Source organism: Larkinella sp., assembly GCF_965227735.1.
In the GTDB taxonomy this organism is placed as follows: Bacteria; Bacteroidota; Bacteroidia; order Cytophagales; family Spirosomataceae; genus Larkinella.
In genome coordinates this window covers 4776127-4799660 of the sequence record NZ_OZ245776.1, presented here as the reverse complement: position 1 = coordinate 4799660, position 23534 = coordinate 4776127, and the positions used below count along the sequence as shown (strand labels likewise).

The following is a 23534-nucleotide window of genomic DNA, read 5'->3' as shown; positions in this document are numbered from 1 at the left end:
GTTTACATTTATTATTCCTCCAAAACGCTCTTCATTCAATTAAAAAGTATATTTGGCGATCTCAGCAGAGTACCGATCGATTGCTAATTCGGAAATCGGCTTCTTTTTCTCCGTCTTTGACTGCACCCACTGTGAAAACCGTAAGCCTTCTAACGGGCCTGTTTTTCTGTTGCTCCATACTGGCAAATGCCCAGCAATTCGCGGCCTCGGTGAAACATTACGGCCCGGAAAATGGCCTGTCGCACCGGGAGGTAAATGCCATTTTTCAGGACAAGCAGGGGATGATGTGGTTCGGCACCAAGTTCGGTCTCAACCGCTTCGATGGCAAAACCTTCACCACGTTTACCAAAGACCGCAACGGCCTTGATTTTGATGATATTCAGTCGATTGCGCAGGACGCCGACGGTTTGCTGTGGCTGATGGGCCCTCATGAACAAACCCGGATTACCCTATTCAATCCGTTGACCGGAAAGGCGGTTTCGTTCGAAAAAAAATTCAACAGGCAACTAGCTCCTGGTTGTTTAGTGGTACCCCAGCGGGTGTTGAGCAGCGCCAATGGCACGGTTTTCTTTTCCAACTGCAAGCCCGCCATGCTGGGTTCCTATCACCCGGATTCAGGATTGCGTTCTGTTCGCCTGCCGCAGTTTGAAAGTCTGGCTATTTTTAGGGTGACGGACCGTCAGACAATTTGGGCGGTAGCCAATGCCAACCAATTGGTTGAACTGACCCCGGATGGCCGGGTGCTGCATCAGATCCACCACCCGGAGGGTGCCGTGATCCCCAGTTACGGACAGCCCAATGCCCGTATTGACTTTTTTTATTATGTTCCCGCATCAGCTACCAATCCGCACGGCATTCATTATAGTGTCGACGAACGGGGAAACCGGCGTCAGTTACCCGCTTCCTTGCAGCAGCCCCAATCGAAGTTCCTTTTTCCGGTTTATTACCCGTTTGACCGGACCGGTCTGATCTGGGATGGAGCCCGCTTGTTAGATCCAGCCACCGGCACTGTCCTGGATGTTACCGGCCAGCTGTCGCGCGAAGCCGTTACCAACCGGAGTTTCTTTTGCGACCGGAATGGCTGGCTGTGGTTGGGCACCAGTTTTGGCGTTTACCAGGTGAAGGTGACCCGAAATTACTTTCGTCGGTTATTCTACGACGAAAGTAATTCAGGCGACAAAGTAGCCGCCATCCGCGGTATCACCACAATGGGGGATCAGGTTTACGCGAATCTGGAAAAATTTGGCCTCCATTCCGTGAAGCTGTCGGGCGAGTCGCCTAAAAGTTTGTACTCGGAACCCACTTTTGCCGCGATGGCGGGCTTAGTCGATAACGGATCGGGGAAACTCATTGCCGGAATCAAAGGACAGTTGCTTTTCTATGACCTCCGAACCGGTACCTACAACCTATCAGCATTACCGTTTAACGAAATTTGGAAGCAGGGGTCTAACACCGGCAAAACGCCTGACTTACCGACCAACGCATCGGTCTGGACATTGGCTCCCTATCGGAACGACCAACTGATTGCGGGTGGGCGCAAGGGCCTCTGGTACGTTCAGAAAACAACCGGGCAGCTCACCGCCTTCACCCAATACAACCGGTTTCCGGAACTGGTTCAGGCTCACGTGCTCCACATCGCTGCCGACCGACAGGGTACCATCTGGCTGGGTTCCAACACGGGTTTGTATGTCGTTGACCCCGCCAAAGGCATCACGGCCCGCTACTGGAGTGGTGGCAAAGGTCGCTTTTACCTGCCCGCCGACAGTTTTCAGCATTTCTACCAGGATGCGAAAGGCATTTACTGGCTCGCGACGGCCAATGCCGGCCTGATCCGCTGGGATCGCCGAAATAACCGCTTTCAGCAGTTCCGACGTTCGGAAGGCTTATCAAACGACAATATTTATGCAATTTACCCCGACCGGCGGGGCAATCTGTGGATGAGCAGCGACTACGGAATTATGCGGTTCGATCCGGTGCGGCTGACCACCCGGACGTATTTTGTGCAGGATGGCATTACGCACAACGAATTCAACCGGATTTCGCATTTCCAGGATAAAACCGGACTGATTTATTTCGGCGGCCTCAACGGTATTACCGCTTTCGATCCCCGTGATTTTGAAGCCGAAAAACCGCCCGTTCCGTTACCGCTGCGAATGGTTGGGTTTCGTCAGTTCGACCAAAACAGCAACCAGATCGTTGACAAAACCGCTGATTTGAACCAAACTCACCAAATCACCATCCGACCCGGCGACCAGACTGCCGTACTCGATTTTGCGCTGCTGAATTATGCCGATGCCGAAAAAAACGTCTATGCCTATCAGTTTAAGGGTCTGGACAATGCCTGGACGCACCAGGCGGAGCCGTCGCTGCGGCTCGGAAACCTACCCTATGGCACGTATCAGTTGTTGATCAAAGGGCAGGCATCCAACGGACAGTGGTCGGCCAATACACTGACGATTCCGATCGAAGTTCTCCGGCCTTTTTACCTGCAAATCTGGTTCATGATCCTGACGGTTTTGCTGCTGATTGCCGGGATCTGGGGCTGGCTGCGGTGGCGCATCTGGAATCACGAGCAGGAACAGAAACGGCTCCAGAACGAAATCCGGCTGGCGACCGCCCAGATCGAACAGGACAAGGGCGTGATTGAGCAACAGGCCGGGATGCTGCAACGGCTGAACGAAACCAAATCCCGTTTTTTTGCCAATATTTCGCACGAATTCCGGACTCCGCTGACGGTTATTCTGGGCATGACCTCGGAACTGAAACGAAAGCAATCGGAAGAAACCGGTCGGCGGGAAATGGATCTGATTGAACGAAACGGCACCAATTTGCTGCGCCTGATCAATCAGATTCTGAACCTGTCGAAACTGGAAGCCGGTGAAATGCGGCTGCAACCCATCCGGGCCGACCTGGTCCGGTTCTGTCACTACGTCGCCGAGCCGTTTCATTCCCTGGCCGCTCAGAAGAATAGTCAATTGCACGTTCAGTCGGATGTTGAGACGCTGGAAACGGATTTTGATCCGGATAAACTGCAGGATATTCTTTCCAATCTGTTATCGAATGCGCTAAAATTCACCCCGGCGGGTGGTCGCATTGAGTTCCGGCTGACGACGCAGAAAAACCGGGAATATTCGAACAGGCTGACTTATTATGAAGCGGTTTCGCCGACGCTTCACCCGGATGATTCCTGGATTTTCCTCAGCGTCCGCGATTCGGGGCCCGGAATAGAAGCCGCTCAGTTGCCCCGGATTTTCAACCGGTTTTTTCAGGTGGAAAACCCAATGCCGGTTTCTGAAACGGGCGGAACCGGTATCGGCCTGTCGCTGGTGCAGGAGTTGGTCGTGCTGATGAATGGCGGCCTGGCGGTTCGCAGCAGGCCCGGCCAGGGAACCGAATTTATCGTTCAGTTCCGCCGGACTCACCAGGCTCCGCTGGCGGCATTGCCGTCGGCCCAACCGGCGATCATCAACCACGATCCATTGGAAATAACGTCCGAACCGGCCGGGGAAAAACCGGTGCTGCTGCTGGTGGAAGACAACGAGGATGTGGCGGCTTACATCCGATCCTGTCTGGGCGAATCCTACTACATCCTCCGGGCCGAAAACGGTCAGGCGGGCATCGATCAGGCCCTCGAGAAGATCCCGGACCTGATTCTGAGCGATGTCATGATGCCCGTCCAGGCCGGGCCGCAGAAAGACGGTTTTCAGGTTTGTGATGAACTAAAAAACGACGCCCGCACCAGCCACATTCCGATTGTTTTGCTCACCGCCCGGGCTGCCGTCAGCGACCGGCTCAGTGGCCTCCGGCGTGGGGCCGATGCCTACCTCACCAAACCGTTTCAGCGGGACGAACTGCTGATCGTGCTCCAGAATCTGCTCCAGTCCCGGCGCGTCCTGCAGCGCCACTACAGCCAGCTCGCGCTGAAAACCGGGCCGTCGGCAACGGAAGAAACCGCTTCTCTCGAAGATGTATTTCTGCAAAAATTACGTTCGGCGGTGGAGGAACAACTGGACCGAACCGACCTGTCTATTGAAGAAATCTGCCAGCGTATGCGCATGAGCCGCTCCACCCTGCACCTCAAACTGGTGGCCCTCACCGGCCTGTCCACAACCCGGTATATTCGGGCGCTTCGATTGAACAAAGCCAAAGAACTCCTGACCTCCTCCGAGCTCAACATTGCCGAAGTCGGCTACGCCGTCGGTTTTGACGACGCCAAGTATTTCAGCCGCGTATTCTCCGAAGAATTCGGCGTTTCGCCCGGCCAATACCGCCATTCCGACCCGATTTAAACAATAGTCCACCTTTTCGAACAATAGTCCACCTCCCCAAACACCTCGCTTCCGTATCCTTGTGTCGCTAACCAGGGCCTAAAAACCGGGTCGCCCCAGGACTGTTCAGTGCTACCGCCTTTCACCCCCAACCCCCTAAAGGGGGCTTTTAAATCCAGATGTTAAAGCCCCCTTTAGGGGGTTGGGGGTGAAAGGCGGTAGCACTGAACAGCCCTGCGGGTCGCTCCAGAACTTCCGTTTTCGGGCGATTACGGATTCCTGGCGCGCTTTACAAGTAAAAAAACAGCGACGATGAAACAAGTAAACAAGACCGATTCGAATCGGATTCTCGATTTTGCAGCCGCCGGAATGTGGTGGCAAATTACCAAAGACACCAAAGACACCAACGGTGCTTTTTTTGAAGCCATCAATGTGCTGGCACCCGGTCTGGAGGGACCTCCGCAGCACATTCATCCCCATGCCGAGGAAAGCTACCAGGTGCTGGAAGGCACGCTGGACGTCTGGATCGATGGACAGTGGCGGCTGGTCAAACCGGGCGAAACCGCAACCGTTCCGGCGGGCGTACCGCATACGCTCAAAAATTCACACGCCCAGGAGGTTCGGATCATCAATATCCACAAGCCCGCGCTGGGTTTCGAGCGGTTTTTCCGGCGGATGCACACGCTGATTGCCAGCGGAAAAATGACGCTGCCCCCCAAGAACTTCGGCTCGTTGATCCGGATTTCGATGCTCTTTGTGGCCCACGAAAAAGAAATCAAATCGACCAACCCACCCCACGGACTCATGCGGTTTCTGGCGTTTGTGGGCAGTACGCTTGGCTACAAGTTGCCGGACTGACACCCTGCAAAAACCGCTCACCACGCAACGTACCGATGCCCCGGCGGTTTTCTTTTTTTTCCCTTAATCGATCCATGTAAAATGAAGAAACGTTTTACCTTCCTATTCCCGACCGCAGTGGTCGGGGCATTGCGTACCCGGTTTTTTTGGCTGGGATGTCTGGTTGTTTTTTCGGTGGCAGCCTCCGCCCAGACGACCACGGGAACCTACAAACCCACCACCGGAAGCGACCGCACTATTTGGTTTAACATGAAGAACAACGTGAAAATCTGAAAACTCAGACCGGCTCAACGTATTTGCCTGTACCTTGTCGTTTGCTCATGATTTCCTAGATCGACGGTTTAATCGCAGCAGCAAAATACCTGTTACTTTTTTTCAGCAGTTATTCAAGGAACTAAGACATAGGTCATTCCATTACCGAAACCGCCAGGCGACCGATGCAAACCGATCTCAACAAATCTGTTGGCACACTTGCAAGAGCACCCATCTAATGGTACACGGTGATTATGAACGAAAAGCTTAGGTTCGTTGAACTCTGATCAAGCTGGTAACCAACCTGCTCCCTAACCGGGCGAGATCCCTGTCCATTAAACTACGTATGAAACGTTCGCTACGCCCCGCCCTACTCGCTTTGGTTTCCCTGTTCTGGGGAAATAATTGGATGGCCTGCGCCCAATCACCCGAGATCGACAGTTTGAAACGACAATTGATCCAGCAACGCGCGGATACCAATCGGGTGCGTCGGCTGAACCAGCTGGGGCATCTTTATCTCGACATCAAACCCGACACCACCTATCGACTCGCGCAACAGGCGTATCGGCTTGCGCAGCAATTGGACGATAAACCCGGTCAGGCCCGGGGACTTAATTTGATGGGCAGCAGTCTTTCCAACCTTGGAGATTATCCGAAAGCCATTCGCTTTTTTCAGCAATCGCTTCAGATTAGCCGATCCATTCACGATCTGCCTGCCATTTCCGCCGTACTCAACAACATGGCTTCTCCCTATCAGGCGCAGAAGGACTACAAGCGCGTGCTCAGTCTGTCTCAGGAAGCGCAACAAGTCTTTGACCAGGTGCACCGGAAAGATACACAAAGCGACGTCCGGACTTATGCTATCCTGTATTGCAATCTGGGAGAAACTTACCTGCTGCTCAATCAGTTAGATTCGGCCGACTATTACTTGAAAAAGGCCACACCGTTGACTGAACAGGAAAAAGGCCGAATCGTTCTGCACCATAACCTCTACCTATTGGGCGATTTACAACTAAAGCGTCACGACACCACTACGGCCCTTTCGTATTACCGCCGGGCTCTGGTGGCCGCCGGGCAAAATAATTCGACGGTTACTTTGGCGGATATTTATTTGAGCATTGCCTCCTTATACCAGGCAACCGGCGCCATTGATTCCAGCATCGTCAACGCCAGCCGGGCACTCGCAACCGGACAGCAAACGAATTACCTCGATGGCATTCTATCCGCCAGCGAACTGCTGACGAAGCTCTACGAAGGGCGCAACAATACGCAGGCACTGCGCTATTACAAAGTAGCCGTAGCGGCTAAGGACAGCCTCTTCAGTCAGGAAAAAATAAAACAACTCCTCACGCTTGGCTTTGAGGAACAGCAGCGTCAACAGGAACAGGCCGCTCTGGAGGCATCCTATCAAAACCGCATCCGTATGTATGGGCTGGTCGGGCTGGTCGCCGGGGTGGTGCTGGTGGCCGGGTTACTTTGGCGAACCAACCAACGTCAACGACGGAGCAATCAGGTGCTGACGCGTCAAAAAACCGAACTCGATCAGCAGCGGAGCAAAGCGGAGCAGGCGTTGGGGGAACTCCAGACGACGCAGGCGCAACTAATCCAAAAGGAAAAGATGGCTTCCCTGGGGGAACTCACGGCCGGAATCGCTCACGAAATTCAGAACCCCCTGAACTTTGTCAATAACTTCTCGGAGATAAGCGGGGAGTTGGTGCAGGAACTAAAAGAAGAAGCTTCTGCGGGTCGACTGGAGGAGGTGCTGGCGATCGCCAACGATTTAACCATGAACCTGCAAAAAATCAACCACCATGGGAAACGGGCAGATTCGATTGTCAAAGGCATGCTGGAGCATTCCCGCAGTAGCACCGGGGAACGGCAAGTCACCGACCTGAACGCGTTGACGAATGAATACCTGAAACTGGCCTATCACGGGCTGCGGGCCAAAGACAAAGACTTCAATGCCGAACTGGTGACCAATTTTGATGCAAATCTATCGCCCGTCGAACTGGTACCCCAGGACATGGGCCGGGTGTTGCTAAACCTGTACAATAATGCCTTTTACGCCGTTGCGGAGCGGCAGAAAACGGCACCGGAAGGGTATCGACCTAAAGTGAAGGTGAGTACCCATCGCAGCCATGGGAAGGTCGAAATCCGGGTAAAAGATAATGGTACCGGCATTCCGGAATCGGTGAAAGCCAAAATCTTTCAACCCTTCTTTACGACGAAACCGACGGGGCAGGGAACCGGTCTTGGTCTATCGATGAGTTATGACATTATCACCAAAGGACATGGTGGAAGCCTGGAAGTGGAAACGCAGATCGGGGATGGCACCGAAATGGTGGTCAGGTTGCCGGCGTAACCAGCGGTTTTTGCCCGCCGTTCATCACAACAAATCCACCCTTAATTTAGGAAACGCATCTTTTCGGTGGGAGGTCTAATCGGCTCCTTAGCCGCTGGTGAACCATCAAAATTCATTTTTAATCCCCAGTTTGGTACGGTGATCTTTTCTCAAATCCTGGCCAGTCAAACTTGGAGAATCGGGTCGGTATGACCTGAACCCTGATCTGAAATGAGCTCCAGGTTTGCATAGAGAAATGAGAGGTTCAAAAAGCTATGGATTGATGATTAAGCCCCGTTTTTGTCTCGTCCTAAAATCCTTTTAGTTGGTTGAAAAAGTTTTCGCTATACGTGCTACTGATGGGGATAAGGTGATTAAAGCCAAAGAACTCCTGACCTCCTCCGACCTCAACATTGCCGAAGTTGGCTACGCCGTCGGTTTTGACGACGCCAGGTATTTCAGCCGCGTATTCGCCGAAGAATTCGGCGTTTCGCCCGGCCAATACCGCCATTCTGACCCGATTTAAACAATAGTCCACCTTTTCGAACAATAGTCCACCTCCCCAAACACCTCGCTTCCGTATCCTTGTGTCGCTAACCAGGGCCTAAAAACCGGGTCGCTCCAGAACTTCATTTCGGCCCCGGAATGAGCCTCTGATACGCCTTACTCTTAAAAAAACTGCGACAATGAAACAAGTAGACAAGACCGATTCGAATCGGATTCTCGATTTTGCAGCCGCCGGAATGTGGTGGCAAATTACCAAAGACACCAAAGACACCAACGGTGCTTTTTTTGAAGCCATCAATGTGCTGGCACCCGGTCTGGAGGGACCTCCGCAGCACATTCACCCCCATGCCGAGGAAAGCTACCAGGTGCTGGAAGGCACGCTGGATGTCTGGATCGATGGACAGTGGCGGCTGGTCAAACCGGGCGAAACCGCAACCGTTCCGGCGGGCGTACCGCATACGCTCAAAAATTCACACGCCCAGGAGGTTCGGATCATCAATATCCACAAGCCCGCGCTGGGTTTCGAGCGGTTTTTCCGGCGGATGCACACGCTGATTGCCAGCGGAAAAATGACGCTGCCCCCCAAGAACTTCGGCTCGTTGATCCGGATTTCGATGCTCTTTGTGGCCCACGAAAAAGAAATCAAATCGACCAACCCACCCCACGGACTCATGCGGTTTCTGGCGTTTGTGGGCAGTACGCTTGGCTACAAGTTGCCGGATTAACACCCCGCAAAAACCGCCCGACCATCCGCGTACCGATGCCCCGGCGGTTTTCTTTTTTTGTCCTTAATCGATCCATGTAAAATGAAGAAACGTTTTACCTTCCTATTCCCGACCGCATGGGTCGGGGCATTGCGTACCCGGTTTTTTTGGCTGGGATGTCTACTGGGTTTATCCCTGGTTGCCTCCGCCCAGACGACCACCCGGTTTGTGTCGACAACCGGCACCAACTCCGATCCGTACACGGCCACCAGTTGGGCCACCGCCACGTCTGATTTGCAGGGCGCGATAAATTCGATCCAATTTTCGGGCGGAGAGGTGTGGGTAGCCGGGGGAACCTACAAACCCACCACCGGAACCGACCGCACTATTTACTTCAGCATGAAGAACAACGTGGCCATTTACGGCGGTTTTGTGGGAACCGAAGCCAATCGCAGCGAGCGGCCCGCCCTCAACATGACCACCCCGTCCAGCACCACCCTGAGTGGTGACATTGGGACGGAGGGCGACCCGGGCGACAACAGCTACCATGTCATATCCAACACTGACCTCACCAGTACGGCCATTCTGGACGGATTTGTGATTACGGGGGGAAGGGCCAACTATGATGATACAAGCGATAACAGGAATAATGGTGGGGGAATGTTAAATATCAATTCCAGTCCCATTCTGACCAACTGTAGCTTTACGTCAAATTCCTCTAAGCTCAGTGGGGGGGGGATGTATAATGCGTTTAATTCCAATCCCAGCCTGATCAACTGTCGTTTTACGTCAAATACCGCTGATAACAATGGCGGGGGGATGTATAATACTAATTCCAGTCCCGGCCTGACCAGCTGTAGTTTTACGTCAAACACCGCTATTATCAATGGGGGGGGGATGGCTAATAATTCCGTCGCCAGTCCCACCCTGACCAACTGTAGTTTTACGTCAAATACCGCAGGAACTTTTGGCGGGGGGATAGCTAATTATTTATCTGATCCCAGCCTGATCAACTGTAGCTTTACGTCAAATATCGCCAATTATGGTGGAGGGGGGATGAGTAATGCTACTTCCAGCAATCCCAGCCTGACCAACTGTAGCTTTACGTCAAATACCGCTGTAGACAATGGGGGGGGGATGAGTAATTCTACTTCCAGTCCCAGCCTGACCAATTGTCGTTTTATTTCAAATACAGCTACTCTTGGAGGAGGGATGGTTAATAGTCAATCCAATCCCAGCCTGACCAACTGTACTTTTGCGTCAAATACCGCCAGTCAGGGAGGAGGATTGTATAATTCTAATTCCAGTCCCAGCCTGACCAACTGTACTTTTGCATCAAATACAGCCACCAATCAGGGAGGGGGAATGTATAATACTAATTCCAGCAATTCCAGTCTCATCAATTGCATTTTCTGGAACAATGGCGGAAGTAATACGCTATTTAATATTGATGGTGCGACGACAACAGCTAGTTATTGCCTGTTTGAGCCTTCGGTAACGGGCTATACCGACTCCAACAACAACCTGACCACCACTACCTCGCCCTTTGTCAGTTCGGATAACCTCCAACTCACCAACTGTTCCGTGGCCGTCAATGCCGGTGATCCGGCCAGTGCCACGGCGGTTTCCGGGCCTTACAGTGTTACGGCGTTGCCCCAGACGGATCTGGCGGGCAATCCCCGCATCTTCGGAAGCCGGGTCGATATAGGCGCTTACGAGTTTCAGGACGAACCGGCGGCTCGCATCACCGTCTCAACCCTGGCTTCTTCCGGCAGCGTCACTGTCGGACAAGCGGTCAGTCTGTCGGCAACGGTCACGGGCGGCAGTAACCTGAGTTATGGCTGGGCCGCCCCGGCTGGAGCCACCCTGAGCAGCACGTCGACCAACCCCGTGAGTGCCACCCTGCTCACCAGTGGCCCCAAAGCCTTTACGGTGACGGTCACCAATCTCGGCTCGGGCTGCACCGCCACCAGCAGTGTCACCGTAACCGGCAATGCCGCTCCCTCGACCACCCGGTTTGTGTCGACAACCGGCACCAATTCCAATCCGGCGACGGCCACCAGTTGGGCCACCGCCACGGCTGATTTGCAGGGGGCCATCAACTCACTCACGGCGGGCGGTGAGGTGTGGGTGGCCGCGGGAACCTACAAACCCACCACCGGAACCGACCGCACTATTTACTTCAGCATGAAGAACAACGTGGCCATTTACGGCGGTTTTGTGGGAACGGAAGCAAACCGCAGCGAGCGGCCTGCCCTCAACCTGACCACCCCGTCCAGCACCACCCTGAGTGGCGACATTGGTAATGAGGGCGACCCGGCCGACAACAGTTACCACGTCATATCCAACACTGACATCACCAGTACGGCTATCCTGGACGGATTTGTCATAACCGGCGGGAATGCCAACGATGATAATACGCTCCCTTCCAGGGGTTTCGGTGGGGGAATGTTAAATGCCGGTTCCAGTCCCATTCTGACCAACTGTAGCTTTACGTCAAATTCCGCTAATAGCAGTGGGGGGGGGATGTTTAATAGTTCTTCTAGTCCCATTCTGACCAACTGTAGCTTTACGTCAAATTCTGCCAATGAGGGAGGGGGAATGTTTAATCGTTCATCGAATGCCAACCTGACCAACTGTAGCTTTACGTCAAATTCTGCCGATCGGGGAGGGGGAATGTATAATATTAACGGTAGCAGTCCCAGTTTGACCCATTGTAGCTTCACGTCGAATTCTGCCGTTGCTAATGGGGGGGGAGTGTATAATCTTAATATCAGTTCTGTCCTGGTCAATTGTCGTTTTACGTCAAATACTGCCAATGAGGGAGGGGGAATGTATACTTCCGGGGAGGGTAATACACTGCTAACCAATTGTAGCTTTTCGTTAAATACCGCCACCAATTTGGGAGGAGGTATTCTGAGTAGAAGTTCCAGTAATTTAAGTCTTGTCAATTGCCTCTTCTGGAACAATGGCGGAAGTTCGCTACGTGCTATCTTTGGTCCTAAAATAACGGCCAGTTATTGCCTGTTCGAACCTGAGGCAACGGATTACACCGGCTCCAACAACCTGACCGCCACCACTTCGCCCTTTGTCAGTTCGGATAACCTCCAACTCACCAACTGTTCCGCGGCCGTCAATGCCGGTGATCCCGCAAGTGCCACGGCGGTTTCCGGGCCTTACAGTGTCACCGCCCTGCCCCAGACAGATTTCGCTGGCAACCCCCGCATCTACGGAAATCGGGTCGATATCGGGGCTTACGAGTTTCAGGACGAACCAGCAGCTCGCATCACCGTGTCAACCCTGACTTCTTCCGCCAGCGTTTGTGTCGGGCAATCGGTTAGTCTGTCGGCAACGGTAGCGGGCGGCAGTAATCTGAGTTATAGCTGGGCCGCCCCGGCCGGAGCCACCCTGAGCAGCACTTCGACCAACCCCGTGAGTGCCACCCTGCTCACCAGTGGCCCCAAAGCCTTTACGGTGACGGTCACCAACCTCAGCTCGGGCTGCACCGCCACCAGCAGTGTCACCGTAACCGGCAATGCCGCTCCTGCACCCCCCAACCTGACCAGCACGACCGTCACCCAGGGAGCGCCAACGGTTAACCTGACCGCCAGCAATTGTGCCGGAACCCTCACCTGGAACGGTCCGGGCGGTTCGTCGGGAACCGGAGCCATTGCCGTGCTGACCACAAACCCCGGCATTTTCGTCTACCAGGCCACTTGTACCGTCAATGGTTGTATCAGCGACCCCGCCAGTGCTACCGTAGTGGTCAATGCGCCGACCGTCACCGGTTCCTTCGATGGGTTCATTTACGGAGGGGATTGCACCAGTTTCCGGGGTTGGGCCTGGGATCGCAACAAACCCAATACTGTCGTCACGGTCGAGATTCTGGTGGATTCCGAAAGCAAGGGGACCATTCTGGCCAACGAGTTTCGGCAGGATTTGAAAGATGGCGGCAAGGGCAATGGGATTCATGCCTTTCGGTGGAACATCCCGGATGAGCTGAAAGATGGCGAAGTTCATACCCTCTCGGCCACGGTGTTTGAGAGCGGTTTTACCCTCAAAGACGGACCCAAAACCATCCGCTGTCAGAACGGCACCCCGCCACCCCCACCGAACAAACCGCCCGTCGCTCCCTCCATGACGCCGTTGACCATCCAGCAAGGGGTGGCTTTTACCACGACCTTACCCGTTTTCACCGATCCGGAAAACAGTACCCTGAGCTACGCGCTGGCGGGCCTGCCCAGTGGCCTGACCTTCACCAGCGGTACCCGGCAGATCAGCGGAAAAACCGAGATCGCAGGCAGCTTTGCGCTGACCTACTCGGCGACCGATGACCGGGGAGCGACCAACAGCGTGAGTTTCAACCTGACCGTCAATCCGGCCGAAACCGTTGTCACGGGCAGTTTTGAAGGATATCTGGACAAACTCGATTGCGGAGGGATTCGCGGCTGGGTCTGGGACCGCAACAAACCCAACACCCCGATCACCGTCGAGTTTTACCTCGAACCGAGTCCGGGAACCATCACGCCCTTGGGCAGTATAATCGCCAATATTTACCGGGTCGACCTGAAAGATGCGGGCAAAGGCAATGGCGTTCATGCGTATAATTTCACGCCACCGGGCAGCGTCACCAACGGTACAAAAGTACTGGCGCGGGTGCTGGGTTCTACGTTTATCTTAAAAGGGTCACCAAAGGAATACCAGTGTGCGCCCGGTTCCCGGTTGTCGGCCGAAACCAGTTCCGACCTCCAGGTGACGGTGTTGGGCAACCCGGTTTCCAGTCAGGTTGAGGTCGAAATCCGGGGCGCTGAAGGAAACCCGCTGCACGTGCAGTTGACGGACATCAATGGCCATCGGATCAGTGAGCAGCAGGTGCCGCAGGCGGATGCGGTTGAACGTCACCGGCTCCCGGTTTTCCATCAGGCTCCGGGCATGCTGGTGTTGCGGGTCAGCACGCCGACGCAGCAGAAAACCGTCAGGATTCTGAAAGGAAAGTAATGGAAGGGAGCCGCCAATAAGTCCATTTTTTGTATCACTTTCAGCGGTGAGTTTTTGATCGGGGCGGTTTTTAACTGCGGGTGTGGTTTTAAAACCGCTCCGATCTCAACCGCTGACAGGGCCTTTGGCCGCTGTCAGGGTTACGTTAAAACCACTTCCTCCGTCGGGTCGATGCGGAGCCAGAGCAGGCAACTGCACAACAACAGGAACGCAATCAGAAACAGCGGAAGGTTGAAATCGCCGGTGAGGTTGACGATGTAGCCGAACAACACGCCCAGAAAAACCGCCCCCAACTGCCCGACCGTATTCATCGCGCCCGACACCATGCCCGACTGACTGCGTCCTACATCGTTGCAAACCGCAAACGAAACCGGAAGGGTCAAGTCCTTGAAACCCATGCCCATCGACAGGAAAATGGCGGCCGTTTGGTTGTCTTTCGTCAGTGCCGAGAGCAGGATCATCACCGCCGAAAGCCCTAACCCCACGATGCCCACCACCCGCCGACCGACTTTTAACCCGTAGCGTTTGGAGAGCCAGTCGCTCAAATAACCGCCCGTGAAGCAGCCGATGGCCCCCAGAAAAAAGGGCAGGGTCGAAAAAAGCTGCATGTGTTCTTTATCGAAATGCCGCCCTTCCTTGAGGTAGGTGGGCAGCCAGCCGGTGAAGAAATACGCGCCATACATGTAAAAATGGAACATCAGCATGATGGCCCACATGTTCTGACTCCGCAAAACCGCCCGCCAGGGAATGTGGTGGCTGGAAACCCGAAACCGCCGGTTTTCTTCGATGTGGGTGAGTTCGTCGGCGGTGATTTCCCTCTTTTCGTTCGGAAAATCGCGAAACCAGATGTACCAGCAAACCGCCCAGACCAGACCCAGCAAGCCCATCGCGTAGAACGAAGCGCGCCAGCCGAAGTGCGTGGCCACCGGCACCACGATCCAGGGCGCCAACATTCCGCCCACGCGACCAGCGGCCCAGATATAGGCCTGCGCCCGACCGGTTTCCTGCCGCGGAAACCAGCGGGAAACCACGATGGAGGCATTGGGATAGGCCCCGGCTTCGCCCGCACCGAACAAAAACCGCACAATGACCAGGTAGAGCCAGCTTGTGGCGGTGCCGGTGAGTGCCGTGAAAACCGACCACCAGCCCACCACCCGCGTCAACACCCGCCGGGGTCCCAGCCGGTCGCCGAGGGCACCGGTTGGCAGTTCAAAAAGGGCGTAGGAAAGCGCGAAGGCACTCAGAATCCAGCCCCACTGATCGTTTCCGATCTTTAAGTCACTCTTGATGTCCGACGCAACCAGTGAGATGCAGGTTCGGTCGATGTAGGTAATGGTGGAAAGCGCAAATAAAAACGAGAGTACCCGGGAACGGTAATTCATGAGGAGGGCCGTGGTGAAATCCGGTCTCAAAATAGTGAATTACTAGACAGGATTGTAGTGAATATAAAGGTTGTTCGAAAACTCGTGAAATCGGAAACGATTAATAACCCGTTGATTAGGAATTTTCGGATCGTAAACTCATAACTTTGGCAGTCTTTTTGGACCTCCAATTGGTCTTTCCACCCCGCTGAACTCTCCAAATTTTAACAATGAATCCAATTCCCCACTTTGCTGAAATACTTACGCTGATTCAACAGGCCCGGCAGCGAGCGATAGCCCATGTGAACCGGGAACTGATCGACCTGTATTGGAATGTCGGAGCCTATATCAGTCGAAAAGTAGAAACCAGCGAATGGGGCGATGCTACCGTTAAGCAATTAGCCACTTACTTGCAAGAAAAACACCCGGATTTAAAGGGATTTAGTCGCCAGGGATTATACCGAATGCGGCAGTTTTACGAAGCATATCACGATGCTTCTGAAATTGTCTCACCAGTGGTGAGACAATTAAGTTGGACAAATAATCTCATCATTCTTGCCCAGTGCAAAACCTCGCAGGAGCGAGAATTTTACTTACGCCTTGCCGTACAGGAACGATACAGCAAGCGCGAACTCGAACGCCAGATTGCGGCAGGTGTCTATGAACGGGTCATGCTTTCACCCAATGTGTCCGCAGTGAAGACCCAATTACAGGAACAGGCTCGCGACTCGTTGGGCGAGGGAGTTTTCCGGGATCAATACGTATTTGAATTTCTTGATTTGCCCGAGCGTCACACTGAACGCGACCTGCAACGGGCTTTGATCCATAACATGAAACGCTTTTTGCTCGAATTGGGCCATGATTTTACGTTTATGGGCGAAGAATATCCCGTGCAGGTGGGTATGCGCGATTTCCGGCTCGATCTGCTGTTTTACCACCGCGATTTGCAGTGCTTGGTCGCTTTTGAACTGAAAGCCGGGCCGTTTGAGCCGGAATATCTGGGGAAACTCAATTTCTATCTGGAAGCCCTGGACCGCGATGTACGCAAACCCCACGAAAATCCCAGCATCGGTGTATTGCTTTGCGCCAGCAGCGACCAGGCGGTCGTTGAATATGCCCTCAGCCGAACCCTCTCCCCTACACTGGTCGCTGACTATACCCGACAATTGCCCGACAAGCACCTTCTCGAAGCCAAGCTAGTCGAATTCTATCTTTCTAATCAATCCAGTACCGATCAGGCCTGACTGAATTTGCCAAAAAACGTAGTTTTCGAAGAAAATCAGGGAAGAGTAGTTGCGTGAATTACACAAAATCCTCCCGCATCGGCGTAAACACATCGACGAGGATACCGGCTTCCAGCGCCACGGCACCGTGGGGGACATCCGGTGGCAGGTGGTAAACGTCCCCGGTTTTCAGTTCGCGGGTTTCGCCGGCAATCGTGATGGCAAACCGCCCGCTTTCGACGTAGCTCATCTGGGTGTGGTAATGGTGGTGAATGGCGCCAACTCCGCCCGCTTCAAAGGCTACTTTCACCAGCATCAGGTTGGCATCATACGCCATGATTTTGCGCCGAACACCCGGCCCGACGTCTTCCCAGGGCCGGTTTTCATCGTTGATAAAAAGAGGATCGAGCGTTGACATCCGGGGCTGGTTTTTAGGTGAAACTTTCCCGGCAAAAGTACCAGAATACGCCATACCAACCGCCCTGAATGGAAGAATAACCTAAATACGGGGCCAGTTGCCCGGTTTTCGGGAAAGACCTAACGATAGATTTTCGCTTTTCAGGCGAAAAAATCAACAATTAACCGTTTATCTTAGTTGATTAAACCGGATATACCAGCCCCTGATTGGGCTGATTGGAAATGGATAAACCGCCCCAGGATTCAACTCAAGACCCCTTAGTGACCGAAATTTCCCGATTGCGCGCGTTGATGGACAGCGCCCAGTCGGCCTTATTCCTGCTGCAACCGGTTCGAAACGATCAGGGCGAAGTAACGGACTTCCGGTTTATCATTGTCAATAAAAAACTGGCGACCTTCGTCGATCAGGAGCCCTCCGCCCTCCTCGGCGAACTCCACAGCCGGTGGTTTCCGACCTACAAAACCAACGGTATTTTCGACCATTATTGCCGGGCGCTCACCCAGGATGAACCCCTTAAACTCGAACACCACTACAACAGCGACGGCATGGACCGCTGGCTGACGGTGGTGGCCGACCGGTTTGGCAATGACCTTCGGGTTACGTTTCTGGATATCACCGAAAACAAGCGCATCCAACACCAACTGGAAGCCACCATCCACCAGATCCGGAATTCCAACGAAAATCTGGAGCAGTTTGCCTACATCGCATCCCACGATTTGCAGGAACCGCTGCGTAAACTACAGGCCTTTGGCGATGTGCTGCAAAGTCAGTTTGCGGATAGTCTGGCCGATGGCGAAGTGGACCTTGTCCGCCGGATTCAGAATTCGGCCAAACGGATGCAGGTGCTGGTGCGCGATCTGCTGACGTATTCGCGCCTGTCGACCCAAACCGAACCGTTTGAAAACATCTCGCTGGCGCGGCTGATCAAGGAAGTGCTGGGTGATCTGGAAGTGTCGATTTTGGAGAAAAAAGCAACCGTCAAGGTGGCTTCGTTGCCTAATTTGCTGGGCAATCCGCTACGCCTGCGGCAGTTGTTCCAGAATCTGGTGGCCAATGCCATCAAATTTCAGAGAGCCGATCAGAAACCGGAGATCCAGATCAATGCCCGCTATCCCGAACCCGAAGACCTGCCGGAAGAACTGCGGAGCCAGTCGCAGCGGCTCTTTCTGCTGGTCGAAGTGGCGGATAACGGAATCGGTTTTGACGAGAAATACAAGTCCCGGATTTTCCAACCTTTCCAGCGTCTGGAAAGCCGCTCAGCCTACAGCGGTACGGGCATCGGGTTGGCGGTCTGTAAAAAGGTTGCCGAAATTCACGGCGGAGCCATCGACGTCACCAGCCAGATTGGCAAGGGTGCCACCTTCAAAGTGTTTCTGCCGGTATATGGCAAAAATGATTAAGCTACGGTCTGATGCTGCGGTTGTGTGTGTCTGAAAATGTCGTGGTACGCTAAAAACGCCCGCTGAGCCGCTTCAATAATTCGATCGTAGTCTTCCTCCTTCTGAGCGGCTAAAATTTCCCCAAACGCCTTCCATTTGTTCAGGGCTGCAACACCGTAGCCCCGATAAAACCGGGCATTTGTGAGCAGAGGCTGCAATTCCGGGCTTTTTTGTAAATAATGCATCACCGCTTTCCCCCCCAACATCGAGCCTTCACCCACATAAGCCGCACCCAGCAAGTCAACGGGCGACCAGTGGCGAAACAAATCCGTTCTGGTGTCTGGCAATGAAACGTTCAACTCGGCCAGATCCGCTTCCAGCCAGGGCGTTTTCCGGCGATCGTCCTGATCATAAGACTGAAAAAAAGCAGCATGTTGATCGATGGCGGCTTCCAGTGCCTGGTGAAACGTCCAATGCGCCCGCAGCAAATGCCGATACTGTTCCGGATTCAGCGCACCGGTTCGCAAGGGTTCAGTGTAGAGCAAGGCTTCCGTTTGTTCATGAAAAGCACGGGTTTCGTGCCGCAGTCGCTCCGCTAACGTCATCATGCGTTTACCACATTGTTATCGATCAGCCAGAAGTCGCACAACCGACGCAACAACTGCCCAATCGATTGGTACGTGCCGGGTTTGACGACATAGGCATTGGCGCCCAGTTGAAAAGACTGGCTGATGTCCTGCGGGTTGTCGGAAGTGCTGAAAACCACAATCGGTAACAGCCGCGTCCGGGCCAGTGACCGCGCTCTCTGAATGATGTCAAAACCGCTGTATTCCGACAAATCCAGGTCGAGCAGCAGCAACTTGGGCAGGGGGGCCGTTTCGGCTTCGTATTTTCCTTCAGCACTCAGGTAATCGAGGGCTTCGGAACCCACATTGATCACTTTGTAGGAGATCGTTTTCTCCATTTTCCGGATCACCCGACCAAAAACGTCGGCATCGTCCGGATTATCTTCAACATACAATAGATCTAACATCGTCGTACAAGTTTACGGAGTCTGCTGCTCCCTGGGAAAAGAGACGGAAAAAACGGTTTCGCGATTCGGTTCGCTGTGAAACCATATTTTTCCGCGGTGCCGGTTGATGATCCGTTTGACAATGGCCAGACCGACCCCGGTTCCTTCAAAGCTGGCCGCATTTTCCAAACGCTTGAAAAGGTCAAACATTTTAGCGGCATGCTTCATATCAAAACCAATCCCATTGTCTTTCACGGTATACGTTACTTCGTCGCCGGTTTCCCGGCCTTCCACCCGAACCACCGCTTCCGGGGCGCGCTGGGTGTATTTGGCGGCATTGGAAATCAGATTCGTAAACACCTGATTTACCATCGTTGGATCACCGTAAATCGACGGCATCGCACCAAATTCAATGCGAACATTCCGGTTTTTATTCTTTTCGGTGATCAGAATTTCGTCCCGAATCACGTCCAGCATTTTTGACATGTCGAGTTGTTTAAAATTCAACTCGGTGCGTCCCATCCGGGAATAATACAAAATATGCCGGATTAGAGACCGCATCCGTTCCGTCGAGTCCAGAATTTTCTGGAACATCACCCGCGTATCGTCGTCCATCGTGGCACCCTGTTCCTCCAGAATGATCTCGGAATAACAGCGAATCGACGACAGGGGCGTCCGCAAATCGTGCGAAACCGTGTAGCTGAACGCATCCAGTTCTTCGTAGGCCACCCGCAGCCGTTCATTCAATTGCCGGACTTCGTTGGCTTTGCGGGCCACCACCTGCAGCACATCTTCCCGCAACTTGATGGCGACCGATCGTTCGGCATCCCGCCAGGGCTCGGACGTATTGCGAACGGTTTGCGACCACGCTTCGAAACTCTTGCGCGGGTGCAAATGCTGCCGGCCGTTTTCCGAAACCGTTACGGGTTTATCCGGATTACCCGCCCAGGTCACCTGCCGAATCTGCTCCGGTTTGAACCAGAGCAAATATTCATCCAGTTCCTTCGATAGAGCAATGGCCAGCATCCCCGAAGCCACTTCCCGAAAGGCTTCGGCCGGTGAATACAGCTCCGGCAGACGGTCGGTTTCAAAAACCGTGTCGAATTCCTGCGTTTTTAACCAGTTTGTGATCCCCGCTACCGCCGATTCGCCAGGGACTTTACCCATAGAATAAAACGAATTATCGAACGCCAGTACTGCCCCCGTAGCGCTGGTAATGTGTAAGGCAGTCAACGGATGTTGGGTCAACCCCACCACAACATCCCAGTCTTTCAGAATCTGGCTATTCAGTATTTGCCCGTTCTGCTGAATCTGAAACAGAAGTGACTGATCTTCTTCATCCTTCCGGAATTCGAGAGCTGACGACAGCAACTGACTGACAAATTTAGCCGCCTGCCGGGCCGGAAAATCGACAAACCGGGGCGTCGAATGGTGGCAGGAAATCAGCCCCCACAGTTCACCGCGATACAGCAGCGAAATGCTCATGGAGGCTTGCACGCCCATATTTTTCAGATACTCGATGTGAATCGGCGACACCGCCCGCAACACCGAATGGGTCAGGTCCAGCGGCTGTCCTTCTCCCTGCTCACTGTCACGGAGCGAAAAAATGGGGGAAGGGGTACTTTTCACGTCGGCAATGATCCGTACCAGATTGGTTTTGTACAATTCGCGAGCCTGCCGCGGAATGTCCGAAGCCGGATAATGCAGGCCCAGATACGATTCCAGGTGCGACTCCTTCTCTTCGGCAATCACCTCACCATGCCAGTCGGCAGCAAACCGGTAAACCATCACACGGTCATAACCGATGATCTGCTTCACCCGCCGGGCAGTATTCTGGATCAGTTCAATCAACGTCCGGTTGGATTGCACTTCAGTCAACGCATCGGCAATCAATTGTTGCTCAAAATTGGCGTGGGCCGCCACCGCCGATTCCCATTCCAGAATGATCAGGGTATCGTGTTGGTGGGCAATCAGGTTCCATTCTTTCCCGTTGATGCGAAACCGGTGCGGGTTCATCCGCGACCAGGCGTTTTCCCGTTTTCCCACGTTCAAAATTCCCACCAGCGCTGCAACCGGCAGGTCGGTTTCGGTCAGTAAGGCGTCGAGCGGTTTTCCCAGCAGATCGGTTGCCGACCGGTTTACAAATGTGCTGCTATTCTCACTACAGTAACGAATGATAAAATCGTTTGCCGAAATGGCCACTAAAAAACCGTGGCCCTGGATATAACCGGGAATGTGAATAGGCTCTGTTTCACAGTTGGTCAAATTGATTTCTGAATGGGCTATGTTGGCGGTTGGTACAATCATTTTATAGGGTTAACAGACCCGTGTGGTCCTTATTCTGTCTTAGCTGAGGTTGTAAGCAAACGTAAAAGGTAAAAAAGGAGGGAGCATCCGAGCAAGTAAAACCCAAAAAACTTAGTTTGGGTTTAAAAAACCGGATTAAAAATAAAGAAAAGCATTGATGGCAACTGCGTCAACGCCAGCGCATTCAAGGCATAGTCGTTCCGAATTCCAGCCATTCTGCCAGTTTTCGATGATTTCTGAGTCCTATTTTCCAAATCTGCCGCGAACTTTTACATTTACCATTCTATTCCAACCCGGATTGTTTATGACCCCGACTTTTTGCCTGCTCCTCTGGCTATTTGCCAGGCCACCCGCTCCACCAGCCGCCGAATGGAAGCTGGTCTGGGCCGATGAATTCAATACCCCCGGCCCGCCCGATCCGAAGAAATGGGCGTTCGAAACCGGTTTTGTCCGCAACAACGAACTCCAGTGGTACCAGCCCGACAATGCCCGCTGCGAAAACGGTTTGCTCATCATCGAAGGCCGTCGGGAAAGTCGCCCCAATCCACGCTATCAGCCCGGCAGCACCGACTGGAAAACCAGCCGCGATTCGATCCGGTATACGGCCTCCAGCCTGCTGACCAGAGGGTTGCACCAGTGGCAATACGGCCGGTTTGAAATGCGGGGACGCATCGACACCCAGCCGGGGCTCTGGCCCGCGTTCTGGACGCTGGGCGTGTCGGGCGAGTGGCCGGCCAACGGCGAAATCGACATCATGGAATATTACCGGAACATGCTGCTCGCGAATGTTGCCTGGGGAACGAATGAAAAGTGGAAAGCGGAATGGCGCACAACGAAGAAACCCATTACCGACTTCACCGACCCAAAGTGGACGGAAAAATTCCACACCTGGCGCATGGATTGGGATAAAGATTTTATCAAACTGTACGTCGACGATCAGTTGCTCAACTCGGTAGCACTATCGACCACGATCAACGGCGACGGCAGTGGTAAAAACCCGTTTCACCAGCCGCACTACATGCTCCTGAATCTCGCCATCGGCGGTCAGAACGGCGGTGATCCTTCGGCAACGAAATTCCCGGCACGGTTTGAAGTGGATTATGTGCGGGTTTATCAACAGTGAGGGGTTGTATCGCGGGGTTTATCAGAGGACACCAGGGTTAACCAGAGAAAAACTCTGTGTACCTCTGATTTTCTCTGATCAACCCTGTGTAACAATACATCACTTCCGCAAAAGACGCTGCTCCAGCACCTGCCGGTAGCTAGCTGCCAGCGGAATGGTAACCTGTCCCACCGTTACCTGATGGCGTTCCAGTTTGCAGATGGCTTTCAACGCCACGACATACGATTTATGGACCCGAATAAACTGGTCACCGGGCAGCATTACGATCATTTCCGACAACGTCATGCGGGTTGATACCTGCCGGTTTTCTTCGTGAATGAAGAGCAAGTTGGTGTCCGAATGGATGTAGAGCACTTCGTTCAGATTCACCCGCACCCAGTCGTAGCCATCTTTCACAAAAATGCTCGAAGGCTCCCCGCGTTGCAGCAGATATTGCGTGTAGGCGCGGTTGCAGCTCTGCAAAAACCGGCTAAAGGCGATGGGTTTCAGCAAATAATCGAGGGCATTCAGGGCAAACCCCTCCAGGGCATAGTCGGCGTAGGCGGTCGTGAAAACAATCGATTTGTTGAGCGGAGCGATCAGTTGGGCAAAATCCGTCCCGCTCAGGTCCGGCATTCGAATATCCAGAAAAATCAAATCAACCCGTTGGGTGTGCAGGAAGTTCAGCGCATCGGTCGTATTCAGAAAAGGTTGAACCAGCTCCAGAAACGGCACTTTTTCGGCATACCGGCTCAGGACCTCCAGGGCTGCGGGTTCGTCATCGATGGCAATGGCTCGGAGCAT

Annotated in this window: 16 protein-coding genes; 10 read left to right on the top strand and 6 right to left on the bottom strand. The window is 53.5% G+C overall.

The window, feature by feature from the left end:
• The first annotated feature begins 131 nt into the window (after nt 1-131).
• From ACO064_RS18790 to ACO064_RS18760, 7 genes are all read left to right on the top strand, one after another.
• Complete coding sequence (locus ACO064_RS18790) at nt 132-4289, top strand: two-component regulator propeller domain-containing protein (RefSeq protein ID WP_421828769.1); 4158 nt, start codon at nt 132-134, stop codon at nt 4287-4289.
• Between the two features lie 291 nt (nt 4290-4580).
• The gene (locus tag ACO064_RS18785; protein WP_421828768.1) at nt 4581-5126 is read left to right on the top strand and encodes a cupin domain-containing protein; all 546 of its coding nucleotides are present in this window, start codon (nt 4581-4583) and stop codon (nt 5124-5126) included.
• Nucleotides 5127-5207: 81 nt separating this feature from the next.
• The gene (locus tag ACO064_RS18780; protein WP_421828767.1) at nt 5208-5399 is read left to right on the top strand and encodes a hypothetical protein; all 192 of its coding nucleotides are present in this window, start codon (nt 5208-5210) and stop codon (nt 5397-5399) included.
• Nucleotides 5400-5724: 325 nt separating this feature from the next.
• A complete protein-coding gene (locus tag ACO064_RS18775) occupies nt 5725-7740 on the top strand; it encodes a tetratricopeptide repeat-containing sensor histidine kinase (protein WP_421828766.1) in 2016 nt (671 codons plus the stop codon).
• 349 nt (nt 7741-8089) lie between these two features.
• On the top strand, nt 8090-8245 hold the full coding sequence (locus ACO064_RS18770; RefSeq protein ID WP_421828765.1) for a helix-turn-helix transcriptional regulator: 156 nt from the start codon (nt 8090-8092) through the stop codon (nt 8243-8245).
• A 160-nt stretch (nt 8246-8405) separates the two neighbouring features.
• Nucleotides 8406-8951, top strand: coding sequence for a cupin domain-containing protein (locus tag ACO064_RS18765; RefSeq protein WP_421828764.1), 546 nt, complete (start codon nt 8406-8408; stop codon nt 8949-8951).
• Nucleotides 8952-9032: 81 nt separating this feature from the next.
• Nucleotides 9033-13928: a right-handed parallel beta-helix repeat-containing protein gene (locus tag ACO064_RS18760; RefSeq protein WP_421828763.1), complete on the top strand. Its 4896-nt coding sequence runs from the start codon at nt 9033-9035 to the stop codon at nt 13926-13928.
• Between the two features lie 140 nt (nt 13929-14068).
• Here ACO064_RS18760 and ACO064_RS18755 read toward each other — a convergent pair whose 3' ends face one another.
• Complete coding sequence (locus ACO064_RS18755; protein WP_421828762.1) at nt 14069-15310, bottom strand: MFS transporter; 1242 nt, start codon at nt 15308-15310, stop codon at nt 14069-14071.
• A gap of 209 nt (nt 15311-15519) precedes the next feature.
• Here ACO064_RS18755 and ACO064_RS18750 point away from each other — a divergent pair, with 209 nt between their 5' ends.
• Nucleotides 15520-16533: a PDDEXK nuclease domain-containing protein gene (locus ACO064_RS18750; RefSeq protein WP_421828761.1), complete on the top strand. Its 1014-nt coding sequence runs from the start codon at nt 15520-15522 to the stop codon at nt 16531-16533.
• Nucleotides 16534-16591: 58 nt separating this feature from the next.
• Here ACO064_RS18750 and ACO064_RS18745 read toward each other — a convergent pair whose 3' ends face one another.
• Nucleotides 16592-16930, bottom strand: coding sequence for a cupin domain-containing protein (locus ACO064_RS18745; RefSeq protein ID WP_421828760.1), 339 nt, complete (start codon nt 16928-16930; stop codon nt 16592-16594).
• Nucleotides 16931-17190: 260 nt separating this feature from the next.
• Between ACO064_RS18745 and ACO064_RS18740 the strand changes: the two genes are divergently transcribed.
• The gene (locus ACO064_RS18740) at nt 17191-18330 is read left to right on the top strand and encodes a sensor histidine kinase (protein ID WP_421828759.1); all 1140 of its coding nucleotides are present in this window, start codon (nt 17191-17193) and stop codon (nt 18328-18330) included.
• Here the strand turns inward: ACO064_RS18740 and ACO064_RS18735 are convergent.
• The 3 genes from ACO064_RS18735 to ACO064_RS18725 are packed head-to-tail and all read right to left on the bottom strand — an operon-like array spanning nt 18327 to nt 21628.
• On the bottom strand, nt 18327-18917 hold the full coding sequence (locus ACO064_RS18735) for a biliverdin-producing heme oxygenase (RefSeq protein WP_421828758.1): 591 nt from the start codon (nt 18915-18917) through the stop codon (nt 18327-18329). The two genes, ACO064_RS18740 and ACO064_RS18735, sit on opposite strands and share 4 nt — an antisense overlap.
• Nucleotides 18914-19342, bottom strand: coding sequence for a response regulator (locus ACO064_RS18730; RefSeq protein WP_421828757.1), 429 nt, complete (start codon nt 19340-19342; stop codon nt 18914-18916). Before ACO064_RS18730 ends, ACO064_RS18735 begins: the two co-directional genes overlap by 4 nt.
• 12 nt (nt 19343-19354) lie before the next feature.
• Complete coding sequence (locus ACO064_RS18725; RefSeq protein WP_421828756.1) at nt 19355-21628, bottom strand: ATP-binding protein; 2274 nt, start codon at nt 21626-21628, stop codon at nt 19355-19357.
• A 304-nt stretch (nt 21629-21932) separates the two neighbouring features.
• On the opposite strand from ACO064_RS18725, the gene ACO064_RS18720 reads away from it, so the two are divergent.
• Nucleotides 21933-22751, top strand: coding sequence for a glycoside hydrolase family 16 protein (locus ACO064_RS18720; protein ID WP_421828755.1), 819 nt, complete (start codon nt 21933-21935; stop codon nt 22749-22751).
• A gap of 99 nt (nt 22752-22850) precedes the next feature.
• On the opposite strand, the gene ACO064_RS18715 is transcribed toward ACO064_RS18720, so the two are convergent.
• A complete protein-coding gene (locus ACO064_RS18715) occupies nt 22851-23534 on the bottom strand; it encodes a LytR/AlgR family response regulator transcription factor (protein WP_421828754.1) in 684 nt (227 codons plus the stop codon).

Coding starts and splice junctions, on each gene's coding strand:
- ACO064_RS18785 (WP_421828768.1), top strand. CDS start 4,581: ATGAAACAAGTAAACAAGACCGATTCGAATCGGATTCTCGATTTTGCA.
- ACO064_RS18780 (WP_421828767.1), top strand. CDS start 5,208: ATGAAGAAACGTTTTACCTTCCTATTCCCGACCGCAGTGGTCGGGGCA.
- ACO064_RS18775 (WP_421828766.1), top strand. CDS start 5,725: ATGAAACGTTCGCTACGCCCCGCCCTACTCGCTTTGGTTTCCCTGTTC.
- ACO064_RS18765 (WP_421828764.1), top strand. CDS start 8,406: ATGAAACAAGTAGACAAGACCGATTCGAATCGGATTCTCGATTTTGCA.
- ACO064_RS18760 (WP_421828763.1), top strand. CDS start 9,033: ATGAAGAAACGTTTTACCTTCCTATTCCCGACCGCATGGGTCGGGGCA.
- ACO064_RS18755 (WP_421828762.1), bottom strand. CDS start 15,310: ATGAATTACCGTTCCCGGGTACTCTCGTTTTTATTTGCGCTTTCCACC.
- ACO064_RS18750 (WP_421828761.1), top strand. CDS start 15,520: ATGAATCCAATTCCCCACTTTGCTGAAATACTTACGCTGATTCAACAG.
- ACO064_RS18745 (WP_421828760.1), bottom strand. CDS start 16,930: ATGTCAACGCTCGATCCTCTTTTTATCAACGATGAAAACCGGCCCTGG.
- ACO064_RS18735 (WP_421828758.1), bottom strand. CDS start 18,917: ATGATGACGTTAGCGGAGCGACTGCGGCACGAAACCCGTGCTTTTCAT.
- ACO064_RS18730 (WP_421828757.1), bottom strand. CDS start 19,342: ATGTTAGATCTATTGTATGTTGAAGATAATCCGGACGATGCCGACGTT.
- ACO064_RS18725 (WP_421828756.1), bottom strand. CDS start 21,628: ATGATTGTACCAACCGCCAACATAGCCCATTCAGAAATCAATTTGACC.
- ACO064_RS18720 (WP_421828755.1), top strand. CDS start 21,933: ATGACCCCGACTTTTTGCCTGCTCCTCTGGCTATTTGCCAGGCCACCC.
- ACO064_RS18715 (WP_421828754.1), bottom strand. CDS start 23,534: ATGCTCCGAGCCATTGCCATCGATGACGAACCCGCAGCCCTGGAGGTC.